This is a genomic window from Isoptericola sp. NPDC055881 (assembly GCF_053615895.1).
This window is the reverse complement of record NZ_JBSHCR010000030.1, coordinates 18,737-35,686: the sequence shown is the minus strand read 5'-3', so window position 1 is coordinate 35,686 and position 16,950 is coordinate 18,737. Positions and strand designations below refer to the sequence as shown.

Annotated in this window: 18 protein-coding genes; 12 read left to right on the top strand and 6 right to left on the bottom strand. The window is 75.3% G+C overall.

The window, feature by feature from the left end; genetic code table 11:
• Window positions 1-8 precede the first annotated feature (8 nt).
• On the bottom strand, window positions 9-1,271 hold the full coding sequence (locus tag ACWGKI_RS11135) for an MFS transporter (RefSeq protein WP_452186967.1): 1,263 nt from the start codon (window positions 1,269-1,271) through the stop codon (window positions 9-11).
• A gap of 180 nt (window positions 1,272-1,451) precedes the next feature.
• Here ACWGKI_RS11135 and ACWGKI_RS11130 point away from each other — a divergent pair, with 180 nt between their 5' ends.
• On the top strand, window positions 1,452-2,441 hold the full coding sequence (locus ACWGKI_RS11130; protein ID WP_452186965.1) for a hypothetical protein: 990 nt from the start codon (window positions 1,452-1,454) through the stop codon (window positions 2,439-2,441).
• A 17-nt stretch (window positions 2,442-2,458) separates the two neighbouring features.
• Here the strand turns inward: ACWGKI_RS11130 and ACWGKI_RS11125 are convergent, their stop codons facing one another.
• Entirely contained in the window at window positions 2,459-3,139 is a 681-nt protein-coding gene (locus ACWGKI_RS11125; protein WP_452186963.1) for a hypothetical protein, read from the bottom strand.
• A 241-nt stretch (window positions 3,140-3,380) separates the two neighbouring features.
• Between ACWGKI_RS11125 and ACWGKI_RS11120 the strand changes: the two genes are divergently transcribed.
• The gene (locus ACWGKI_RS11120; RefSeq protein ID WP_380243748.1) at window positions 3,381-4,247 is read left to right on the top strand and encodes an alpha/beta fold hydrolase; all 867 of its coding nucleotides are present in this window, start codon (window positions 3,381-3,383) and stop codon (window positions 4,245-4,247) included.
• A gap of 12 nt (window positions 4,248-4,259) precedes the next feature.
• Here ACWGKI_RS11120 and ACWGKI_RS11115 read toward each other — a convergent pair whose 3' ends face one another.
• The gene (locus tag ACWGKI_RS11115; protein WP_452186960.1) at window positions 4,260-5,651 is read right to left on the bottom strand and encodes a pyridine nucleotide-disulfide oxidoreductase; all 1,392 of its coding nucleotides are present in this window, start codon (window positions 5,649-5,651) and stop codon (window positions 4,260-4,262) included.
• Window positions 5,652-5,765: 114 nt separating this feature from the next.
• On the opposite strand from ACWGKI_RS11115, the gene ACWGKI_RS11110 reads away from it, so the two are divergent.
• Together ACWGKI_RS11110 and ACWGKI_RS11105 are read left to right on the top strand one after the other, a co-directional pair.
• The gene (locus ACWGKI_RS11110) at window positions 5,766-6,524 is read left to right on the top strand and encodes a MerR family transcriptional regulator (protein WP_380243746.1); all 759 of its coding nucleotides are present in this window, start codon (window positions 5,766-5,768) and stop codon (window positions 6,522-6,524) included.
• Between the two features lie 88 nt (window positions 6,525-6,612).
• The gene (locus tag ACWGKI_RS11105) at window positions 6,613-7,038 is read left to right on the top strand and encodes a hypothetical protein (RefSeq protein WP_452186958.1); all 426 of its coding nucleotides are present in this window, start codon (window positions 6,613-6,615) and stop codon (window positions 7,036-7,038) included.
• On the opposite strand, the gene ACWGKI_RS11100 is transcribed toward ACWGKI_RS11105, so the two are convergent.
• Window positions 7,039-7,974 carry a hypothetical protein gene (locus tag ACWGKI_RS11100; protein WP_452186956.1) on the bottom strand — a complete coding sequence of 312 codons (936 nt, stop codon included), beginning with the start codon at window positions 7,972-7,974 and terminating at the stop codon, window positions 7,039-7,041. It abuts the gene before it with no gap.
• Between the two features lie 85 nt (window positions 7,975-8,059).
• Here ACWGKI_RS11100 and ACWGKI_RS11095 point away from each other — a divergent pair, with 85 nt between their 5' ends.
• The 4 genes from ACWGKI_RS11095 (at window position 8,060) to ACWGKI_RS11080 (ending at window position 11,637) form a co-directional block, all read left to right on the top strand.
• Window positions 8,060-8,545, top strand: a complete 486-nt coding sequence (locus ACWGKI_RS11095; protein WP_452186954.1) for a heme-degrading domain-containing protein — start codon at window positions 8,060-8,062, stop codon at window positions 8,543-8,545.
• A gap of 44 nt (window positions 8,546-8,589) precedes the next feature.
• On the top strand, window positions 8,590-10,167 hold the full coding sequence (locus tag ACWGKI_RS11090) for an amidohydrolase (RefSeq protein WP_452186953.1): 1,578 nt from the start codon (window positions 8,590-8,592) through the stop codon (window positions 10,165-10,167).
• A gap of 330 nt (window positions 10,168-10,497) precedes the next feature.
• Window positions 10,498-10,908: a TraR/DksA family transcriptional regulator gene (locus ACWGKI_RS11085; protein ID WP_452186951.1), complete on the top strand. Its 411-nt coding sequence runs from the start codon at window positions 10,498-10,500 to the stop codon at window positions 10,906-10,908.
• 105 nt (window positions 10,909-11,013) lie between these two features.
• Window positions 11,014-11,637: a uridine kinase gene (locus ACWGKI_RS11080; protein ID WP_452186949.1), complete on the top strand. Its 624-nt coding sequence runs from the start codon at window positions 11,014-11,016 to the stop codon at window positions 11,635-11,637.
• A gap of 7 nt (window positions 11,638-11,644) precedes the next feature.
• Here the strand turns inward: ACWGKI_RS11080 and ACWGKI_RS11075 are convergent, their stop codons facing one another.
• Entirely contained in the window at window positions 11,645-12,427 is a 783-nt protein-coding gene (locus ACWGKI_RS11075; protein WP_452186947.1) for a VOC family protein, read from the bottom strand.
• Window positions 12,428-12,707: 280 nt separating this feature from the next.
• Between ACWGKI_RS11075 and ACWGKI_RS11070 the strand changes: the two genes are divergently transcribed.
• The 4 genes from ACWGKI_RS11070 to ACWGKI_RS11055 all read left to right on the top strand — a co-directional run bounded on the left by ACWGKI_RS11070 (window position 12,708) and on the right by ACWGKI_RS11055 (window position 15,265).
• Entirely contained in the window at window positions 12,708-13,571 is an 864-nt protein-coding gene (locus ACWGKI_RS11070; protein WP_452186945.1) for a hypothetical protein, read from the top strand.
• Window positions 13,572-13,827: 256 nt separating this feature from the next.
• A complete protein-coding gene (locus ACWGKI_RS11065) occupies window positions 13,828-14,205 on the top strand; it encodes a phage holin family protein (RefSeq protein ID WP_380245064.1) in 378 nt (125 codons plus the stop codon).
• Complete coding sequence (locus tag ACWGKI_RS11060; RefSeq protein ID WP_452186943.1) at window positions 14,202-14,807, top strand: DUF3618 domain-containing protein; 606 nt, start codon at window positions 14,202-14,204, stop codon at window positions 14,805-14,807. The genes ACWGKI_RS11065 and ACWGKI_RS11060 overlap by 4 nt, the downstream gene beginning before the upstream one ends.
• Before the next feature lie 104 nt (window positions 14,808-14,911).
• Complete coding sequence (locus tag ACWGKI_RS11055) at window positions 14,912-15,265, top strand: hypothetical protein (RefSeq protein ID WP_452186941.1); 354 nt, start codon at window positions 14,912-14,914, stop codon at window positions 15,263-15,265.
• 9 nt (window positions 15,266-15,274) lie between these two features.
• Here ACWGKI_RS11055 and ACWGKI_RS11050 read toward each other — a convergent pair whose 3' ends face one another.
• Complete coding sequence (locus tag ACWGKI_RS11050; RefSeq protein ID WP_452186939.1) at window positions 15,275-16,798, bottom strand: SDR family oxidoreductase; 1,524 nt, start codon at window positions 16,796-16,798, stop codon at window positions 15,275-15,277.
• Between the last annotated feature and the right edge of the window lie 152 nt (window positions 16,799-16,950).

The following is a 16,950-nucleotide window of genomic DNA, read 5'->3' as shown; positions in this document are numbered from 1 at the left end:
TCCTCCTGTCAGTGGGCGCCGGGCAGGCGCGGGCTGAACCGCTCCTCCGCCAGGGCGACGAGCAGGGCGAGCACGACGACGGCGGCGCTCGCCAGCGGGACGACGCGCACGTCGACCGCGGCGACCAGCGCCGCTCCCAGGCCGGACCCGGCAGCGATGCCCACGTTGAACATGGACGACGAGACGGCCACGCCCATGTTCGTGGTCCCGGGGGCCACGAGCATCACGCGGTGCGAGAGCGCGGGCGGGACGCACGAGAACGAGAACCCGAACAGGGCCAGCGCGGAGACCGCGACGGCGGCGTTCTCGCCGAACGCCCACAGCGCGAGCAGGGCGACCGTGAGCACCACGAGCGCGACGAGGAGCACGGCCACCGGGCGCGAGTCGAGGAACCGGCCGACCACGATCGCTCCCACCACCCCGGCCACGCCCTGCAGGAGGAGCAGCCGCGGCATGTCCGCCTGCACGAACCCGGTGACCTCGATGAAGTACTGCGTGACGAACGTGATGACGCCGAACGCGCCGGTGAGCACGAGGCCGGTCGTGACCATCTGGAAGCCGAACCGGCGGGCGCTCGGGTGCGGTGACCGGCTGGCGCCGCCCTCCGCTGGCGTGAGGGTGGGGAACAGGGCCAGCACGACGAACGTCACGACCAGCGAGAGCGCCGCGACGGCCGCGAACGTCCACCGCCACGACGTGTGCTCGCCCAGCCAGGTGCCGGCCGGCACGCCGAGCACCGGTGCGAGGGAGTTGCCGAGGGCCAGGCGCGCCATCACCTTGCCGCGCACGACCGGCCGGAACAGGCCGGTGGTGGCGGGCACCACCGCCACCCAGAACAGCGCCTGGGCGGTCGCCGTCACCAGCCGCGCCACGAGGAGCTGCTCGTAGCTCGGCGCGAGCGCCGCCCACAGGGTCGCGACCGCCGCCACTCCCGCGCAGGCGGACAGCACCCAGCGGCGCGGGATGCGGCGGGCCCAGTGCGCCAGCGGCACCGTCGTGATCAGCACGACCAGCGCGTAGCCGGTCACCAGCAGCCCGATCTCGGAGGTGGATCGCCCCAGGTCGGGGGCCATCAGCGTGAGCAGGCCAGAGGGGAGCGACTCGACGGTCACGAACAGGAACGTCGACAGCGCCATCGCGAGCAGGATCACTGTCGCGCGGCGCTCGTCGACGGGCAGGGACGGCAGGGATGGCAGGGACGTCGAGGCAGGCGGCGCCGGGGCAGGCGACGTCGTCGACGGCGGAGGTGTGCTGGGAAGGTTCTCGGTCATGGGGATCGAAACGATCCTAAGGCGAGTTGTCAGACCCACGTCACCCTGTTCCCGCTCGTGGTTCTGACAGCCGGCGGGAGCTCCGGGGCTGTCAGAACCAGGACGGCGCGGGGCACCACGTGGCTCTGACAGCGTGCGGGTGGGGTTGCGCCGGTGGCGGGGCTTCCGGATTCTCGGAGGGTGCCCACGCTGCCCGAGGTGCTGACCGACGCCGCCGGCGCGCTCTACGCCCTGGAGCCGGGCGAGTTCGTCCCCGCGCGCGACGCGCGTGCCGCCGCGCTGCGCGCCGAGGGGCAGGAGGAGGCGGCCGACCGGGTGAAGCGCCTGCGCAAGCCGTCGACGGCGGCCTGGGTGGTCAACCTCCTGGCGCACGCCGACCCCGACCAGGTGGAGCAGGTGGTGGAGCTCGGCGGCGCGTTCCGCGCCGCTCAGGACGAGCTCGACGGGCCGCGCCTGCGCGAGCTCACCCGGCAGCGTCGGCAGCTCGTCGCTGCCGTCGCGGCGCGGGCGCGCTCGCTCGCCGTCGAGCGGGGGGCGGTGGTGTCGGGCGCGGTGCTCGCGCAGGTCGAGTCCACGCTCACGGCCGCGATGATCGACCCGGACGCCGGGCGGGCGGTGCGCCTCGGCCTCCTGGTGGGTCCGTTGCAGGCCACCGGCATCGGGCGTGCCGACGTCGCGTCCGCCGTCGCGGTCCCCGACGCGCTCGGGATCGCGCCCCTGGACGACGACGAGGCGCCTTCGCGGCACCTGCACGCCGTCCCCGACCTGCCGGCCGCGCAGAAGCGCAAGCGCGGACGCGCGAAGGCGTCGGGTGCGTCGGACGACACGGCAGCCGAGGAGAAGGCTCAGGAGAAGGCACAGGAGAAGGCCCGCGAGGAAGCCCGCGAGAGGGCCCGCCAGGAGCTGGCCGACGCGGAGGACGACGTCGCGGCCGCGCGCGACGCCGGCAGTGCCGCCGCCGCGGAGGTGGGCCGCATCGAGGCGGTGGCGCACCGTACCGACGCCGAGCGCGACGCCGTCCGTCGTCGGCTCGCGGAGCTGGACGAGGAGGCCGCGGCCGTCGACGCCGAGCTGCGGGGGGCGGTCGTCGCCCGCCAGCGTGCCGAGCGCACCCTCGCGGACGCCACCCGACGTCGCGACGAGGCGGCCGCCCGCCTCGGCCCGCTCTGACGGGGCGCAAACGCTGCTCAGTCCCACCATGCGCGGTACCAGGGCTCGTCGTCGTCGGCGCCCTCGGCCCCGGGAGGCGTGGCCAGGCACGCTGGCCCCCAGCACGGCGTGATCTCGTCCGGTGGCGCGTCCATGTCGTCCACGCCCAGCGCCGTGAGGGTCCGCAGGACGTCGTCGCACTCGCAGCCGTCGTCGTGCCGCCGCTCGATCCGCAGGGGACGGTCGGTGCGCAGCAGCACCGCGGTCACGGTGACCCGCTCGTCGCAGCGCAGGGGACCGATGACGTATCCCTCCGCGAGCAGGCGGTCCGGGTGGCGGACCACGGCCCGCAGCACCGTGCCCAGGGTGGGCCCCAGGTTCTGGCGCTCCGACGCGAGGACCTCCGGGTCCAGCCGGCCGAGCAGCCCCGCCGCGGTGTGCGCCCCCAGGTCCCTGAACGGGTAGTAGCCCGGCGTGGCGTTCGGCCCGAGCACGGGGTCGAGGAGCTCGTCGAGCCCGTCGTCGAGCAGGCGGCCGTGCCGGCCGGGGCAGCGTGCGACCGGGGCGGCGTCGTGCCTGGCGCCGGGGCAGGTGGCCAGCTCCCGTTCGCGGGTCCAGGCGGTGCGCAGGTCGAGGAGGTCGGGCGGCGTGAACCGGGCGGCGGGCCAGTCCCGCTCGGGTGCCGGGCGCGAGGGTGGCGGCATCGTCGTGACAGGCATGGCGGCTCCTTCGTTCGGTGCGGGGCGCCCGGCTGGGCGCCTCGACACCGAGCCTGTGCCCGCGACGCGGGCGTGGGACGCCGCCGGACCCCTGCCTGTGGACGACCCACGCCTGGGGGCAGGCTCCCCGCCCGCCGGGTCGCGTCCGCGTCCTGCCTGGTCAGTACCGATGAATTCCGGGGTCGCGCAGTGTCTGACCCTCAGCACACGATGGACACCCCCACAGCCACGGAGGCCCCCGATGAGCGAGCTCACCACCCACACCCTGGACGTGCCGGGCGCCGTCCTGACCTACGACGTCCGCACGCCGACCGACCCGAGCGGGCACCGGCCGATCTTCGTCCTCGGCTCGCCGATGGCGGCGTCGGGCTTCGAACAGCTCGTCGCGGAGCTCGACGACCGGGTCGTCATCACGTACGACCCCCGCGGGACGGAGCGCAGCACGCTCGCCCCCGACGGCGAGGTCTCGCTCGGCGAGCACGCCGAGGACTACCACCGGATCGTGGCGGCCACCGGGCTGGGACCGGTCGACGTCTTCGGGTCCAGCGGTGGCGCGGCCGCCGCGCTGGACTGGGCCGTCGCGCACCCCGAGGACCTCGGCACCGTCGTCGCGCACGAGCCGCCGCTCGTCGCGCTGCTCCCGGACGGGGAGGCAGCTGCCCAGGCGCTGCACACGATCTACGAGACCTACATGCGGGAGGGGCACGGGCCCGCGATGGCGCGCTTCATCTCCCTCGTCATGCACACCGGGCCGGTCACGGCGGAGTACCTCGCGCAGCCGGCGCCCGACCCGGCGGCCTTCGGGATCCCTGCCGAGGACGACGGCTCCCGCGACGACCTCCTCCTCGGCCGCAACACGCTCGCGACCGCGGACTACCGGCCGGACCTCGACCGCGTCCGCGCCTCGACGGTCCAGATCGTCCCCGCGATCGGCGAGGCGGGGGAGGGCACCTTCGCGCGCCGGGGCGGCCAGGCGCTGGCCGGCGAGCTCGGCGTCGAGCCGGTGGTGTTCCCCGGCGACCACGGGGGCTTCGTCTCCAACGAGTGGTCGCCGGGCAACGACCCGGCCGCGTTCGCGGCCCAGCTGCGCAAGGTGCTCGCCGGGTGACCTTCTCGCCCGTCAGGCCGGCACGCCCGCGTCGCGCCCGATCCGCGCGAGGCCGGCGATGCCCGCCGGCGCGTGCTCCAGATACCGGGCGACCACGGCACGCACCTCGGGCCGGTCCGCCTCCTCGGGAGGCACGCGGGCGGGGTTGAGCAGCACCCGGTGCGCCCATGCCGCGACGTCAGGGTCCGCCATGAAAATCGCCGCCGCGCGCGCGCCGCGGCCCTGCATCGCCGCCCAGTCGGCCGGGCTGCTCCAGTAGGGCGTGGGCGGGCAGAGCCGGTTCTTCTCCTCGTCAGGGCGGTCGTGACGCGTGCCCTCGACGTAGCCGATGAGGGCGGCGCAGAACGGAGGGAACCCGGCGCGGACCGACTGCAGCGTGATCTGGCCGTCCCAGATCGGGAGGGCGGGGCGCACGTGCAGGCCGTAGGCGGCGCAGTGCACGACGACCGTGCCCGGCGGCACGGTGACCGTGCCGCCGTCGAGCGCCAGGCTGCCCGGCGCGACCCGGCGGAGGTGGCCTCGCCGCACGACGTGCTCCACCGAGCGCAGCAGCTCGAGCTCCCAGCGTCCGAGGGTCGGGGTACGCGCCATCAGGGGAACAACCGTGCGGTCGATCCGCGTCATGATGCCGGCGTCCTCGAGACGGAGGAAGAGCTCGTCGGCCGACGTCGCGTCGGCGGCGACCGTCATCAGCGTCGCGGCCATGCCGAGGAAGACCGCCGGGTCCGGCTGGACCGCGGCACGGTCGAGCATCCACGGGTCGCGCGGCCGCACCCAGTGGATCGCGTCCGGGTCCACGCCGTGGCCGAGCAGCCAGATCACCGCGTCGGTGGCGGTCTTGCCCGACCCGACGACGGCGTAGCTCGGGGCGTCCGCCACCTCGGGCAGGCCCCCGGCGGGGACGACCAGGGCGCCGTCGTCGACCGCGAACGGCGGTGGTCCCTCGGCCGGGATCGAGGGCGCGAGGTAGCGCGCGTCGACCACGCGTCGGCGGACGCGGGCCTCGACCTCCCGCCCGGTCGCGAGCTCGACCAGGTGTCCGTCGCGATACTCGTGCCCGCCGAGCAGCTCCACGCGGCCGGTGGGCAGCAGACGCTCCTCGAGCACGCCCGCGTAGTACGCGCAGATCTCGGGGCCGGTCGCACGCTCGTGCAGCCCCTGCTCGGGGCCGGACTCCTGCACCTGCCCGGTGCCGAGGCGGGTGGACGCGACGCCGTAGAACTGGGACGCCTGGTGCAGCCGGACGTAGGGGTACGCGTCGAGCCAGTGGCCGCCCGCCGTCGCGCGCCGGTCGACGAGCGTCGCGTGCGCGGTCGGGTCGTGGTCGACCAGCGCGTCGACGAACGCCATCCCGGCCGCTCCTGCGCCGACGACCAGATAGTCCGTGTCGACCGAGCGGTCCATGTCTCCAGTGACCCACCGGGCCGGAGTGCCGGTCAACGCCCGGCGAGGGTGATCTCGCATGCCTCGGCGAATCACGCTTGCGGTTGACGCGACGTCAACCTCTACGGTCGGGTCATGAACCGCTCCATCCAGGACGTCGCTCGGCTCGCCGGGGTCAGCAGCCGCACCCTGCGGCACTACGACCAGATCGGCCTGCTGCCGCCGTCGGGCACCGGGACGGGCGGGCTGCGGCAGTACGACGCCGCAGCCGTCCGGCGACTGCAGCGCATCCTGCTGCTGCGCGACCTGGGCCTGCCGCTGACCGACATCGCCAGGGTGCTCGAGGAGCAGGCGGACGAGGCCGGCGCGCTGCGCCGCCACCTCGAGCAGCTGCGCGCCGAGCAGGACCGCCTGGCGAGGCAGGTCGCGTCCGTGGAGCGGACCGTGACCGCGATCGAGAAGGGAGAACAGCTCATGGCCGAGGACATGCTCGACGGTTTCGACCACACGCAGTACGAGGAGGAGGTGACCGAGCGCTGGGGCGCCGACGCGTACGCGACCAGCGACGCGTGGTGGCGCGGGCTCGGTCCGGAGAGACAGCGGGAGTGGCAGGCGCGTACCAAGGCGCTCGGTGAGGCCTGGGCCGACGCCGCGCGCCGCGGCGTCGACCCGACGTCCGACGAGGCGCAGGGTCTCGCAGCCCGGCACGCCGACTGGCTCGGCGGCATCCCCGGCACGCCCGGCGCGGAGCAGGGGCGACCGACGAGGGAGTACGTCGTCGGGCTGGCCGAGATGTACGTGGCCGACCCTCGGTTCGCGAAGAACTACGGCGGCACGGACGGGGCCACGTTCGTGCGCGACGCCCTCGTCGCGTACGCGGAGCGCGAGCTCTGACCGCGAGCTCTGACCCGAGAGTTGTCAGACCCACGTGCCGCCATACCGGCACGTGGGTCTGACAGGTCGGAGGTGGGAGGATGCCCCGGTGAGCGACGACTGGGCGGCGCAGCGCACCGAGGCCGCGCGCGTGCAGGCTGAGCGCCTGCGTGCGCGACAGGACGTCGAGCACGCGCAGGCGGAAGCGCTGCTGCACGACTTCGTCCGGGCCGCCGCGGCTGCCGGGCTGGAGCCCGAGCCGCTGCAGGTCAAGGGGTACGGCGGTCGCGGGACGGCGCGCACGTCGCTGCGCGGCTGGTACCTCCGCCAGGACCGGACCGCCGCCGTCACGAGCGACGGTACGTTCTACGTGCTCACCGCGCCGCTCACGCTGCTGGACCGGGTGCGCGGCGCGCACGTCACCCCGCAACGGCCGCCGATGATCCTCGGCGCGGGCGGCAAGGACGGCAGCTCCATCGAGCTCGTCGCCGCGCTCCAGCGGGTGCTGCCCGGCTGGCAGGCGCCCACGACGTAGCTACGTCATCGCCTCGCCGACGGGCGCGGCGACCTCCGGCAGGGCCAGGTACCCGGCCCATGCGCCGTCGTCGAGGGGGAACGCCGCCGCGTGGAACCCGGGCGCGCGGTTCGTCACCCGCAGCACCTCGATGCCGGGCGACCCCGCCGGCAACGGGAACGCGTCGGGCGTGAGGTCGTGCAGCGCGAGCAGGTCCCGCGGGTCACGAGGGCTCACCCACCGGCGCACGCCGCGAGGGAACGTCAGCGCCGTCCGCGCCTGCAGCGCGTCGCGGATCGCCCGGATCCCGAGCGGCGAGCCGGGCGTGAGGAGCAGCGGGACGTCCGGTCCGCCGGCGCGGGCAAAGGACCCGGAGGTGAGCACCGCGTAGGCGACGACGCTGCCCAGCGAGTGCGCGACGACGACGGCGGGCTCGTCGCCGCTCAGCGCGTCGGCCAGACCGTCGTCGATCACCTGTCGGACGTGGTCGTCGTGCAGGTAGGCGTAGACGTCGCGGGTGAGGACCAGCAGCACCTCGGCGCCGACCCCGGGCACGTACCGGTCCACCAGCGCGAGCGCGGCGACGAGAGCCTCGACGAGCGCGTCGGACACGGCACCCTCCGCCACGACCGGTGCGTCGCGGTGACCCGCGCCTGCGAGGACCTCGCGCGCGACGTCGAGCACGAACCGGAGCTCGCCCTCCGGCAGCGCGGGCAGGTCCGCGGGCCCGGCCCCCGCTCCCAGAGCGTGGACCGTCACCGCGGGCGGTGTGCCACCGTCGACCAGCCGCGCCAGGGTGTCGCCGTAGTACACGAACGACGAGCCCGCGTCGGTGGGGCGGAACGCCGATCCTGCGGCGGCGAGCCCGGCGCTCAGGGCTCCGAGCCACTGCGCCTCGAGCGTGTCGGGGTCGTGTCCGGCGAGGTCGCGGCCGTGGACGAGCACGAGTCGGGTCACGTCCGCGACCGTACCGACGGTCGCCGCCCCGCCCGGCGGGACGGGCCGTGTGCGTCGTCGTGACCGGGCGTGGGACGCTGTCGCCATGGGGAACCCCGAGGACGTCGCCGCCCTGGTCGCCGAGGTCGAGCAGCAGGAGCGCGAGCTCGTGCTCAGGCGTTTCACCCACGACGACGCGTGGCAGCTCGGTTGCCTGCTGGTCGAGCTGGCGACGGAGCGCGGGCTGGCCGTGACGGTCGACGTGCGCAAGGGCACGCAGCAGGTGTTCCACGCCGCACGCGAGGGCACCACCCCGGACAACGACTCGTGGGTCCAGCGCAAGGTGCGGGTCGTGGAGCGGTTCGGCGCGTCGTCCTTCCTCGTGGGCCTGCGGGCGCGGGCGAAGGGCACCGACTTCGCCGCGCAGCACCAGCTCCCCCTGCAGGAGTTCGCCGCGCACGGCGGCGCGTTCCCCGTGCGCGTGGACGGCGTCGGTGTCGTCGGCGTCGTCACCGTCTCGGGGCTCGCGCAGGCCGACGACCATGCGCTCGTCGTGGAGGCGCTGCGCGTCCACGCCGCCGGCGGCGCCTGACGGCCTCGGCGCCACCGGCGACCCGGGGCGTCTACGGTGGCCCCGTGTCCGCGCTGCTCCTGACGAACGCCCGCCTCGCGGGCCGCTCCGACCGGTCTGTCGACGTCCTGCTCGACGACGGCCGCATCAAAGCGGTGACCCCTGCCGGGACGGGCGCCGGTGTGCCGGTGTCCACGCTCCCGGAACAGGTGGACGTCGACGGCCGCACGGTCGTCCCGGGGCTGTGGGACGCGCACACGCACCTCACGCAGTGGGCCATGGTGCGGCAGCGGCTCGACGTGTCCGCCGCGACGAGCGCCGCGCACGCCGCCGCTCTCGTGCGCGACCGCCTGGACCGTGCGGCACCTCCCACCGGCGGCGCGCCGTTGGTGGGGTACGGGTTCCGTTGGGCCACCTGGCCGGACGAGCCGGCTGCCGAGCTGCTCGACGCCGTGGCGGGCGAGGTCCCGGTGGTGCTGCTGTCGGGCGACCTGCACAGTGCGTGGGCCTCGACGGCGGGCCTGCGCTTCCTCGGCATCGCGCACCACCCGACGGGGCTGCTGCGCGAGGAGGAGTGGATGCCCGCGAGCCCGCGCATCGTCACCGTGGACGACGCCGTGGCCGACGCCCTCGTCGCGGACGCGGCACGGGCCGCCGCCGAGCGCGGCGTCGTCGGCGTCGTCGACTTCGAGGTGGCGGACAACCTCACCACCTGGCGCCGCCGCGTCGCCGCGGGCTGGGACGGCCTGCGCGTGCGCGCGGGCGTGTGGGAGCAGCACCTGGGTGGGGTGCTCGACGCCGGGCTGCGCACCGGGGACGTGCTGGGCGGCCCGGAGGGTTCCGACCTCGTCACGCAGGGACCGCTCAAGGTGATCAGCGACGGGTCCCTCAACACGTTGACGGCGTTCTGCTTCGACGCCTACGCGGGCGTCGCCGGCCCGGACGCGCACGGCGTCCTCAACATCGCGACCGACCGGCTCGTCCCGCTCATGGCCCGCGCGCACGCCGGGGGGCTGCGCTGCGCCATCCACGCCATCGGCGACCGTGCCAACGCCCTGGCGCTCGACGCCTTCGAGGCCTCCGGCGCGCGCGGGTCGGTGGAGCACGCCCAGCTGCTGCGCCGTGCGGACGTGGCCCGCTTCGCCGCCCTGGGGGTGACGGCGAGCGTGCAGCCCGAGCACGCGATGGACGACCGCGACGTCACCGAGCAGCTGTGGCCGGACCGGCACGACCGGGCGTTCCCGCTGGCCGAGCTGCGCGCCGCGGGGGTCCCGCTCACGCTGGGCAGCGACGCGCCCGTCGCGCCGCTCGACCCATGGGTCGCCGTCGCCGCGGCCGTCACGCGCTCGCGCGACGGCCGCGATCCCTGGCACCCGGAGCAGCGGATCGACGTGCGTGCCGCGCTCGAGGCGTCCGTGGACGGCCGGCCGCTGGACCTCGCCGTCGGGGGCCCGGCCGACCTCGCCGTCCTGGACGCCGACCCCCTCGACGTCGGGCACGAGGCCGGGCACGACGCCGGGCACGCCGCCGCGCACGATGGCGGACCCGGAACCGGCGACCCTGCCGCCCTGGCCGACGCGCTGCGGGCCACCGCCGTGGCGGGCACGATCGTCGCGGGCCGCTGGACGCACCGCGCCCTCTGACTCGTCGCCGAGGTAGTCCCCCTCCTGCCGAGTTAGTCGAGATCGGGCCGAGGTAGTTCCCCTCTTGCCGAGGTAGTCGAGATCGTGCCGAGGTAGTCCCCCCTTTGCCGAGGTAGTGCACTACCTCGGCAGGTTCAGCACTATCTCGGCATGTTCTCGACTACCTCGGCATGTTCTCGACTACCTCGGCGCGTTCAGCACTACCTCGGCGCGTTCAGCACTACCTCGGCAGGTTCAGCACTACCTCGGCAGGTTCAGCACTACTTCGGCAGGTCTGGTGCTTCTTCGGTCGTCCGTGAGCGCGAGGGCGCGTGGTGCGACACTGCCGGGATGGTGCACCACCAGGGGGGCTCGGGCGGGACCGGTGAGCCGGGGGAGGCAGCGGCGGCCGAGGGGACGGGCGCGCGCGACGGCGCCGGGGCGCGGCTGCGGGCGCGGCTTGCGGAGGTCGAGGCTCGGCTGACGGCGCAGCGCCGTGCGGTCGCGGGGATCGTCGAGTCCGCCCGGGACGCGAACGTCGACGACGAGCACGACCCCGAGGGAGCCACGCTCGCCTGGGAACGGCAGCAGGCGGCGGCGCTCGCGACCGAGGCGGAGCGCGAGCGGGACCAGCTGCTGGCCGCGCTCGACCGGGTGGCCGAAGGGACGTACGGGGTGTGCGAGGTGTGCGGTCGACCGATCCCCGCAGCGCGGCTGGAGGCGCGTCCCGGCGCGACGCGCTGCGTCGAGCACGCCACCTGAGCCCACGAACTGAGCCCACGACCTCAGCGCACGACCTGACCACACGAGCTGGCGCCGTGCCGGGCGGGCGGGGCGGTCGGCGTGCACGGATGGCAGCATGGCGGCGTGCGCGTGGAGCCCGTGACCCCGGTCGGTGTGGTCGAGCACGTCGTGACGCGGGTCCTGGCGCAGGCGAGCGACCGGCCGGTGCGCGTGCTCGTGGACGGCCACCCGTCGACCAGGCCGGAGGAGTTGGCCGACGCGCTCGCCGAGCCGTTGCGCGCTGCCGGGCGCCCGGTGGCGCGCGTCCGGGTGCGCGACTTCCTGCGGCCGGCGTCGTTGCGGCTCGAGCGCGGTCGTCGTGACCCGGACGCCCTCCTGGAGGAGTGGATCGACGTCGGCGGGCTGAACCGCGAGGTGCTCACCGGCGTCGTCGCCCGGGGGCGGTGGCTGCCCACGCTGCGCGACCCGGTCACCGACCGTGCCACGCGCGCCACGTACGTGGACGCCGCGCCCGGCACGGTCGTGGTGCTGGACGGCTCGCTCGCCCTGGGCCGTGGGCTCGACGTCGACGTGGTCGTCCACCTCGCCCTGCGACCGGCGACGGAGACGCGAAACACCCCGCTCGACGACGCGTGGACGCTCGCCGCGTACGGGCGCTACCGCCGGGAGGTGCAGCCCGAGCGGCAGGCCGACGTCGTGATCCGGGTGGACCACCCGGACCGGCCGGCTCTCGTCCTGCGCGACTGACCGCCGCTCAGAAGCGGCAGAGGCAGAACGGGTGCCCGGCCGGGTCGGCGAACACGCGGAACGAGTCCTCGTCCCCGGGCAGGCGTCGCGCCCCGACGGCGAGGGCTGCGGCCTCCGCCTCGTCCAGGGTCTGCGGGCCGATGGCGAGGTCGAGGTGGAGCTGCTGCGGGTGCGCCGGGTCGGGCCATTGCGGGGCGGTGTAGCCCTCCACCTGCTGGAACAGCAGCGCCCGCTCGCCTCCGAGCATCGCCATACCCTCGGCGTCGTAGACGACCGGCTCGGCCAGCACGCGCGACCAGAACGCCGCCGCGGCGGACGCGTCCGGCACGTCGAGCGTCACCCCCATGACGGTCAGGCCGTCGTTGTCGGGGGCGTGGCAGAGGTCGAACGGGTGGCCCGCCGGGTCGGCCAACGTGGTCCACTCCGGGTTCTCGCGCAGCACGGTCGCGCCGAGACCGACCGCGCGCTCCACGGCCGCCGCGACGTCGGGCACGCGCAGGTCGAGGTGCAGCTGCTGGGGGTGGTCCTGCTCGGGCCACTGCGGCGGCTGCAGGTCCGGGGCCGGCTGGAAGGCGAGCGACCACCCGTCGGGCGTGCGGAGCGTGATCCAGTCGTCCCCGTCGCCCTGCTGCTCGACCTCCGCGCCCGTGAGGCGCTGCCAGAAGTCGGCGGCGCGGGGTGCGTCCGGGACGTCGAAGACGACCGCGTCCAAGACGGCGACGGGGTGCTGGGGACCAGGGTGCTGAGGACCGGGGTGCTGGGGACCGGACGTCGCAGTGCTCTCGCTCATCTCGCCCTCCTGGCGACAGGTCCGGCCAGGCGCCGGACACCTTCGTCAGACTGCCGCGACCCACCGACACCCGCACGAGAGGGCCACCACCAGGTCGGAGCCTCGGGGGGTCGCTGAAGATGTGAGCGAGCGCGGGTGGCCCCATGGTGGAGAGAGGTCAGGAAGCGGCCCCGCCGGACAGGCGACGGCTGCGGACCTCGTCCTCTCGCTGTCGCGAGCAGCGCAGCATCGCGTCCGGCACTCCTGCCCGCCCCGCGCGGGCCGTTCCGAGGAGTGACGCATGAGCGACACACCGTTCCCCCAGCACGGCAGCACCCCGCCGCCGGCGGCACCGGTCCCCCCGGACCCGTCCGTGCCGCCCCCCACCGTGCCCCCGGCGTACCCGCCGGCCCCGGGCGCCTCCTCCGGTTCGTCCACAGGTTCATCCACAAGTTCATCCACGAGTTCGTCCACAGGTTCGTCCGGCGACGACGAGGGCGTCCGCGACCGTGCCGCGTCTGCCGCGTCGCACGCGGCGGACGCGGGCAAGGACATGGCCCACGAGGCCTCCGAGCGGGTCGGCGACGTCGCGCACGAGGCCGGTCGCCGGGCCAGGAGCCTCCTGGACGACGCGCGGGACCAAGTCTCCTCGCAGGCCACCGCGCAGCAGGGCAGGTTGGCCGCGGGCCTGCGCCACCTCGGGTCCGAGCTCACGGACATGAGCCGCGCGAGCGAGGACCCCGGGTATGCGAGCCAGGTCGCCGACCGGGGCTCGGAGGCCGCCGACCGGCTCGCGGACTGGTTCGAGCAGCGCGAGCCCGGCGACGTGCTGCACGAGGTGCAGGACTTCGCCCGGCGCCGGCCCGGGACGTTCCTCGTCCTGGCGGCCGGGGCAGGCCTCCTCGTCGGTCGTCTGCTCCGGGGAGTCAAGGACGCTCCCGACCGCAGCTCGGGCGAGCGGGGCGGGACGGACGGCACCGGCGGCCCGGGAGTCTCCGGCAGCTCCAGCGCCTCCGGCACCTCCGGGGTCGCGGCTCCCGTGCCCACCACGCGCCGGACGACCGGGGTGGCGCCGACGGCCGCGCCCAGCGGCATGCCGTCCACGGGCGCGGCGGGCACCGCCGCGGGGGTCGGGACGGGAGGTGAGGGTCATGTCGTCCGTTGATCCCCGTGCGGGGGCAGCTGCCGGCCGTCTCGGCGCGGACGGCGCCGACGACAGCGGGGGCACGGCCCCGGGCACGGTCGGCCGGCCTGCGGGCGTCCCGCCCGGCGTCGCGCCCCCGACGTCACCGGGCGCGGCGTCCACGGCGCCCGTGTTCGACCGCCCCGTCGCGGACGTCCCCCCGACGCGACCGGAGGACGAGAGGCCGCAGGCCGAGCCGTCGTCCCCGGCTGCGGGCCGGTTCGGCGACCCGGAGGGCCTGAGCCTCGGCCAGCTCGTGGCCGAGGTGACGCGGGACCTCTCGACGCTGGTGCGGCAGGAGATCACGCTGGCCAAGGCGGAGGCTGCCGAGTCCGCGAAGAGCGCGGGCAAGGGCGCCGGGATGCTGGCCGGCGCGGGCTACGGGGCGGGGATGGTCCTGCTGTTCCTGTCGCTGGCGCTCTGGTGGGCGCTCGGCACCGTCATGGGGCTCGGGTGGTCGGCGCTCGTCGTGGCTGTCGTCTGGGCGATCATCGCAGCCGTGCTCGCCCTCGTCGGCCGCCGCGAGATCCAGCAGGCGCCCGGGCTGTCGCAGACCACGGACACCCTCCGCAAGATCCCGAACGCTCTCCAAGGACATGAGGAGAAGAACCGATGAGCACCACCGACCCGGAGCAGGTTCGCGCCGACATCGAACGGACGCGCCGTGAGCTGAGCCGCGACGTCGACACCCTGGAGGAGCACGTGCGGCCGAGCGCGGTCGCCCGCCGCCAGACGGAGCGCGCGCGAGCGGGCGTCAGCCGTCTGCGGGAGCGCGTCATGGGCACGTCGGGCTCGTCGTCCCGACACGCGACGGATGCTGTCCACCACGCCACCGACAGCGTGCGCGACGCGGCGGGCAGCGTGGGGGACGCGGTCTCGGGCGCACCGCGCGTCGTGCGCGAGCAGACGGAGGGGAACCCGCTGGCCGTCGGGCTGGTGGCCTTCGGCCTCGGTCTGATCGCGGCGTCGCTCGTGCCGGCGTCCCGCCAGGAGGCGGAGGCGGCGGGCCGGGTCAAGGAGGCTGCGGCCCCGCTGGTCGACGACCTCAAGGAGGCGGGCGCCTCCATGGCCCAGGAGCTGAAGGGAACGGCGCAGGAGCACGCCGAGGGCCTGAAGGACTCCGTGAGCGGCGCGGGGCACGACATGGCCGAGCACGGCCGGCAGGCCGCGCAGGACGTCGCGCAGGAGGTCAAGGGCGGCAGCTCCGGCCAGGCCTGACGACCCGACGACGGCGGCCCCGCCTGGTCCGTGCGACCGGGCGGGGCCGTCGTCGCGCCGTCGGCCCGCGGGCGCCCGTGCCCGTGCGGTGCCATGGTGGACGCATGGCTGGGCGACGGTCTGGGGAGAGTGCGGACGCCCCCGTGGCGCGACCGCGGGCACGGGGCGCGACGACGGCGGCGGTCGTGGTGGTGGCGCTGGCGCTGCTCGGCGCGTGCGCGGCGGGCCCGAACCCGGGGGTGGACACCTCCACGATCGGTGGGCACGGGCCGTACGGGTTCTGGTGGGGTCTCTGGCAGGGCATGATCCTGCCGGTCACGTTCGTGGTGTCTCTGTTCACCGACTCGGTGTCGGTCTACGAGGTGCACAACAACGGCAACTGGTACGACGTCGGGTTCGTGCTCGGCATCTCGCTCGTCTTCGGCGGCCCGCTCGGCGCGCGGCGCGCGCGGCACTGACGGCCTCGCTCAGCGCGGTACCGCCCGCGGCCGCTCGGCCGGGCCGTCGTCGCGCGCCGCGCCGTGCTCCTCCGCCGCGCGGGCGATGTTGCGCTGCATCCCGCCGAACACGATGCCGTGGAACGGGCTGATCGCCCACCAGTAGAGCTGGCCGGGCAGCCCCCGGGGGGAGAAGATCGCCCGCTGGCGGAACGTGGGCCGGTCGTCCGGTCCGTCCTCGACGGAGAGCTCCAGCCAGGCGAGGCCGGGCAACCGCATCTCGGCGCGCAACCGCAGCAGCTTCCCGGGCACGACCTTCTCCACGCGCCACCAGTCGAGCGCGTCGCCGGGCTCGAGGCGCAGCGGGTGCCGCCTGCCGCGGCGCAGGCCGGGGCCGCCGAACAGGCGGTCGAGGACGCCTCGGGCCACCCATCCCAGGCGCCAGGAGTACCAGCCGTGCGCGCCGCCGATGCCCTCGATGACGGACCACAGGGACTCGGGGGTCGTGTCCACCTCGCGCGACCGGTCGTCCACCAGCAGGCTGCCGCCGGCCCAGTCGGGGTCGTCGGGCAGGGGGTCGGACGGCGCTCCCTGCGTCGACGCCGAGCTCCAGCTCGTCCGCACGTCCAGGTCACGGATCCGGGCCAGTGCGAGCGCGACCGCGTCGTCGAAGCCGACGAGACCCTCGGGCGGGTCGGGGACGTGGTCGGCGATGTCGTGGTCGTGGGCCACGACCTCGTGCACGAGCGACCCGACGAGGGGGCGCGCGATCGCCGGAGGGACCGGGGTGACCAGCCCGACCCACAGGCTCGCCAGCCGCGGCGTCAGCACGGGGACGGCGCCGATCACGCGCGGCCGGAGCCCGGCGACCGCGGCGTAGCGCTGCATCATCCGGCGATAGGTCAGCACGTCGGGGCCGCCGATGTCGAAGCCGCGGCTGACCGTCTCCGGGATGGCCGCCGCGCCGACCAGGTAGCGCAGGACGTCGCGCACGGCGATGGGCTGGATGCGGTTGTCGATCCACCGCGGGGCGACCATCACGGGCAGGCGCTCGGTGAGGTACCGCATCATCTCGAACGACGCGCTGCCCGACCCCAGGATCACGGCGGCGCGCAGGACGACGGTCGGGACCTCGCCGTCGAGCAGGATCTGCTCCACCTCGCGGCGGGACTGCAGGTGCGGCGACAGATGCTCGGTCTCGGGGTACAGGCCGCCCAGGTAGACGACGCGGCGCAGCCCTGCCTCGGCGGCCGCCGTCGCGAACCCGCGGGCCGTGCTGCGGTCCCGGTCGGCGAACCCCGCCCCCGCCCCGAGAGCGTGGATGAGGTAGTAGCCGACATCCACGCCGTCGAGCGCGCGCCGCAGGTCGTCGGGCGCGCTCGCGTCCCCGACCGCGACCTCGACGGCGTCGGCCCAGTCGCGCGGCTCGACCCGTTCGGGGTGCCGGGCCAGCACCCGCACGCGGTACCCGGCCGCGAGGAGCTCGGGCACCAGGCGACCGCCGATGTAGCCGGTGGCGCCGGTGACCAGGACGAGCGGGGCTTCGGGTGTCATGGCCGATCCTTCCCTCGTCGACAGGGTCGACGGGCTGCGCAGTTGCTAGCCAGGCTAGCAATATTGTCGCGGCGATGGCATCGTGAGGTGCGTGCCACGGGGGACGTGGCACGGTCGACGAGGGGTGAGAGTCCTGAGCAAGACGTCCGAGC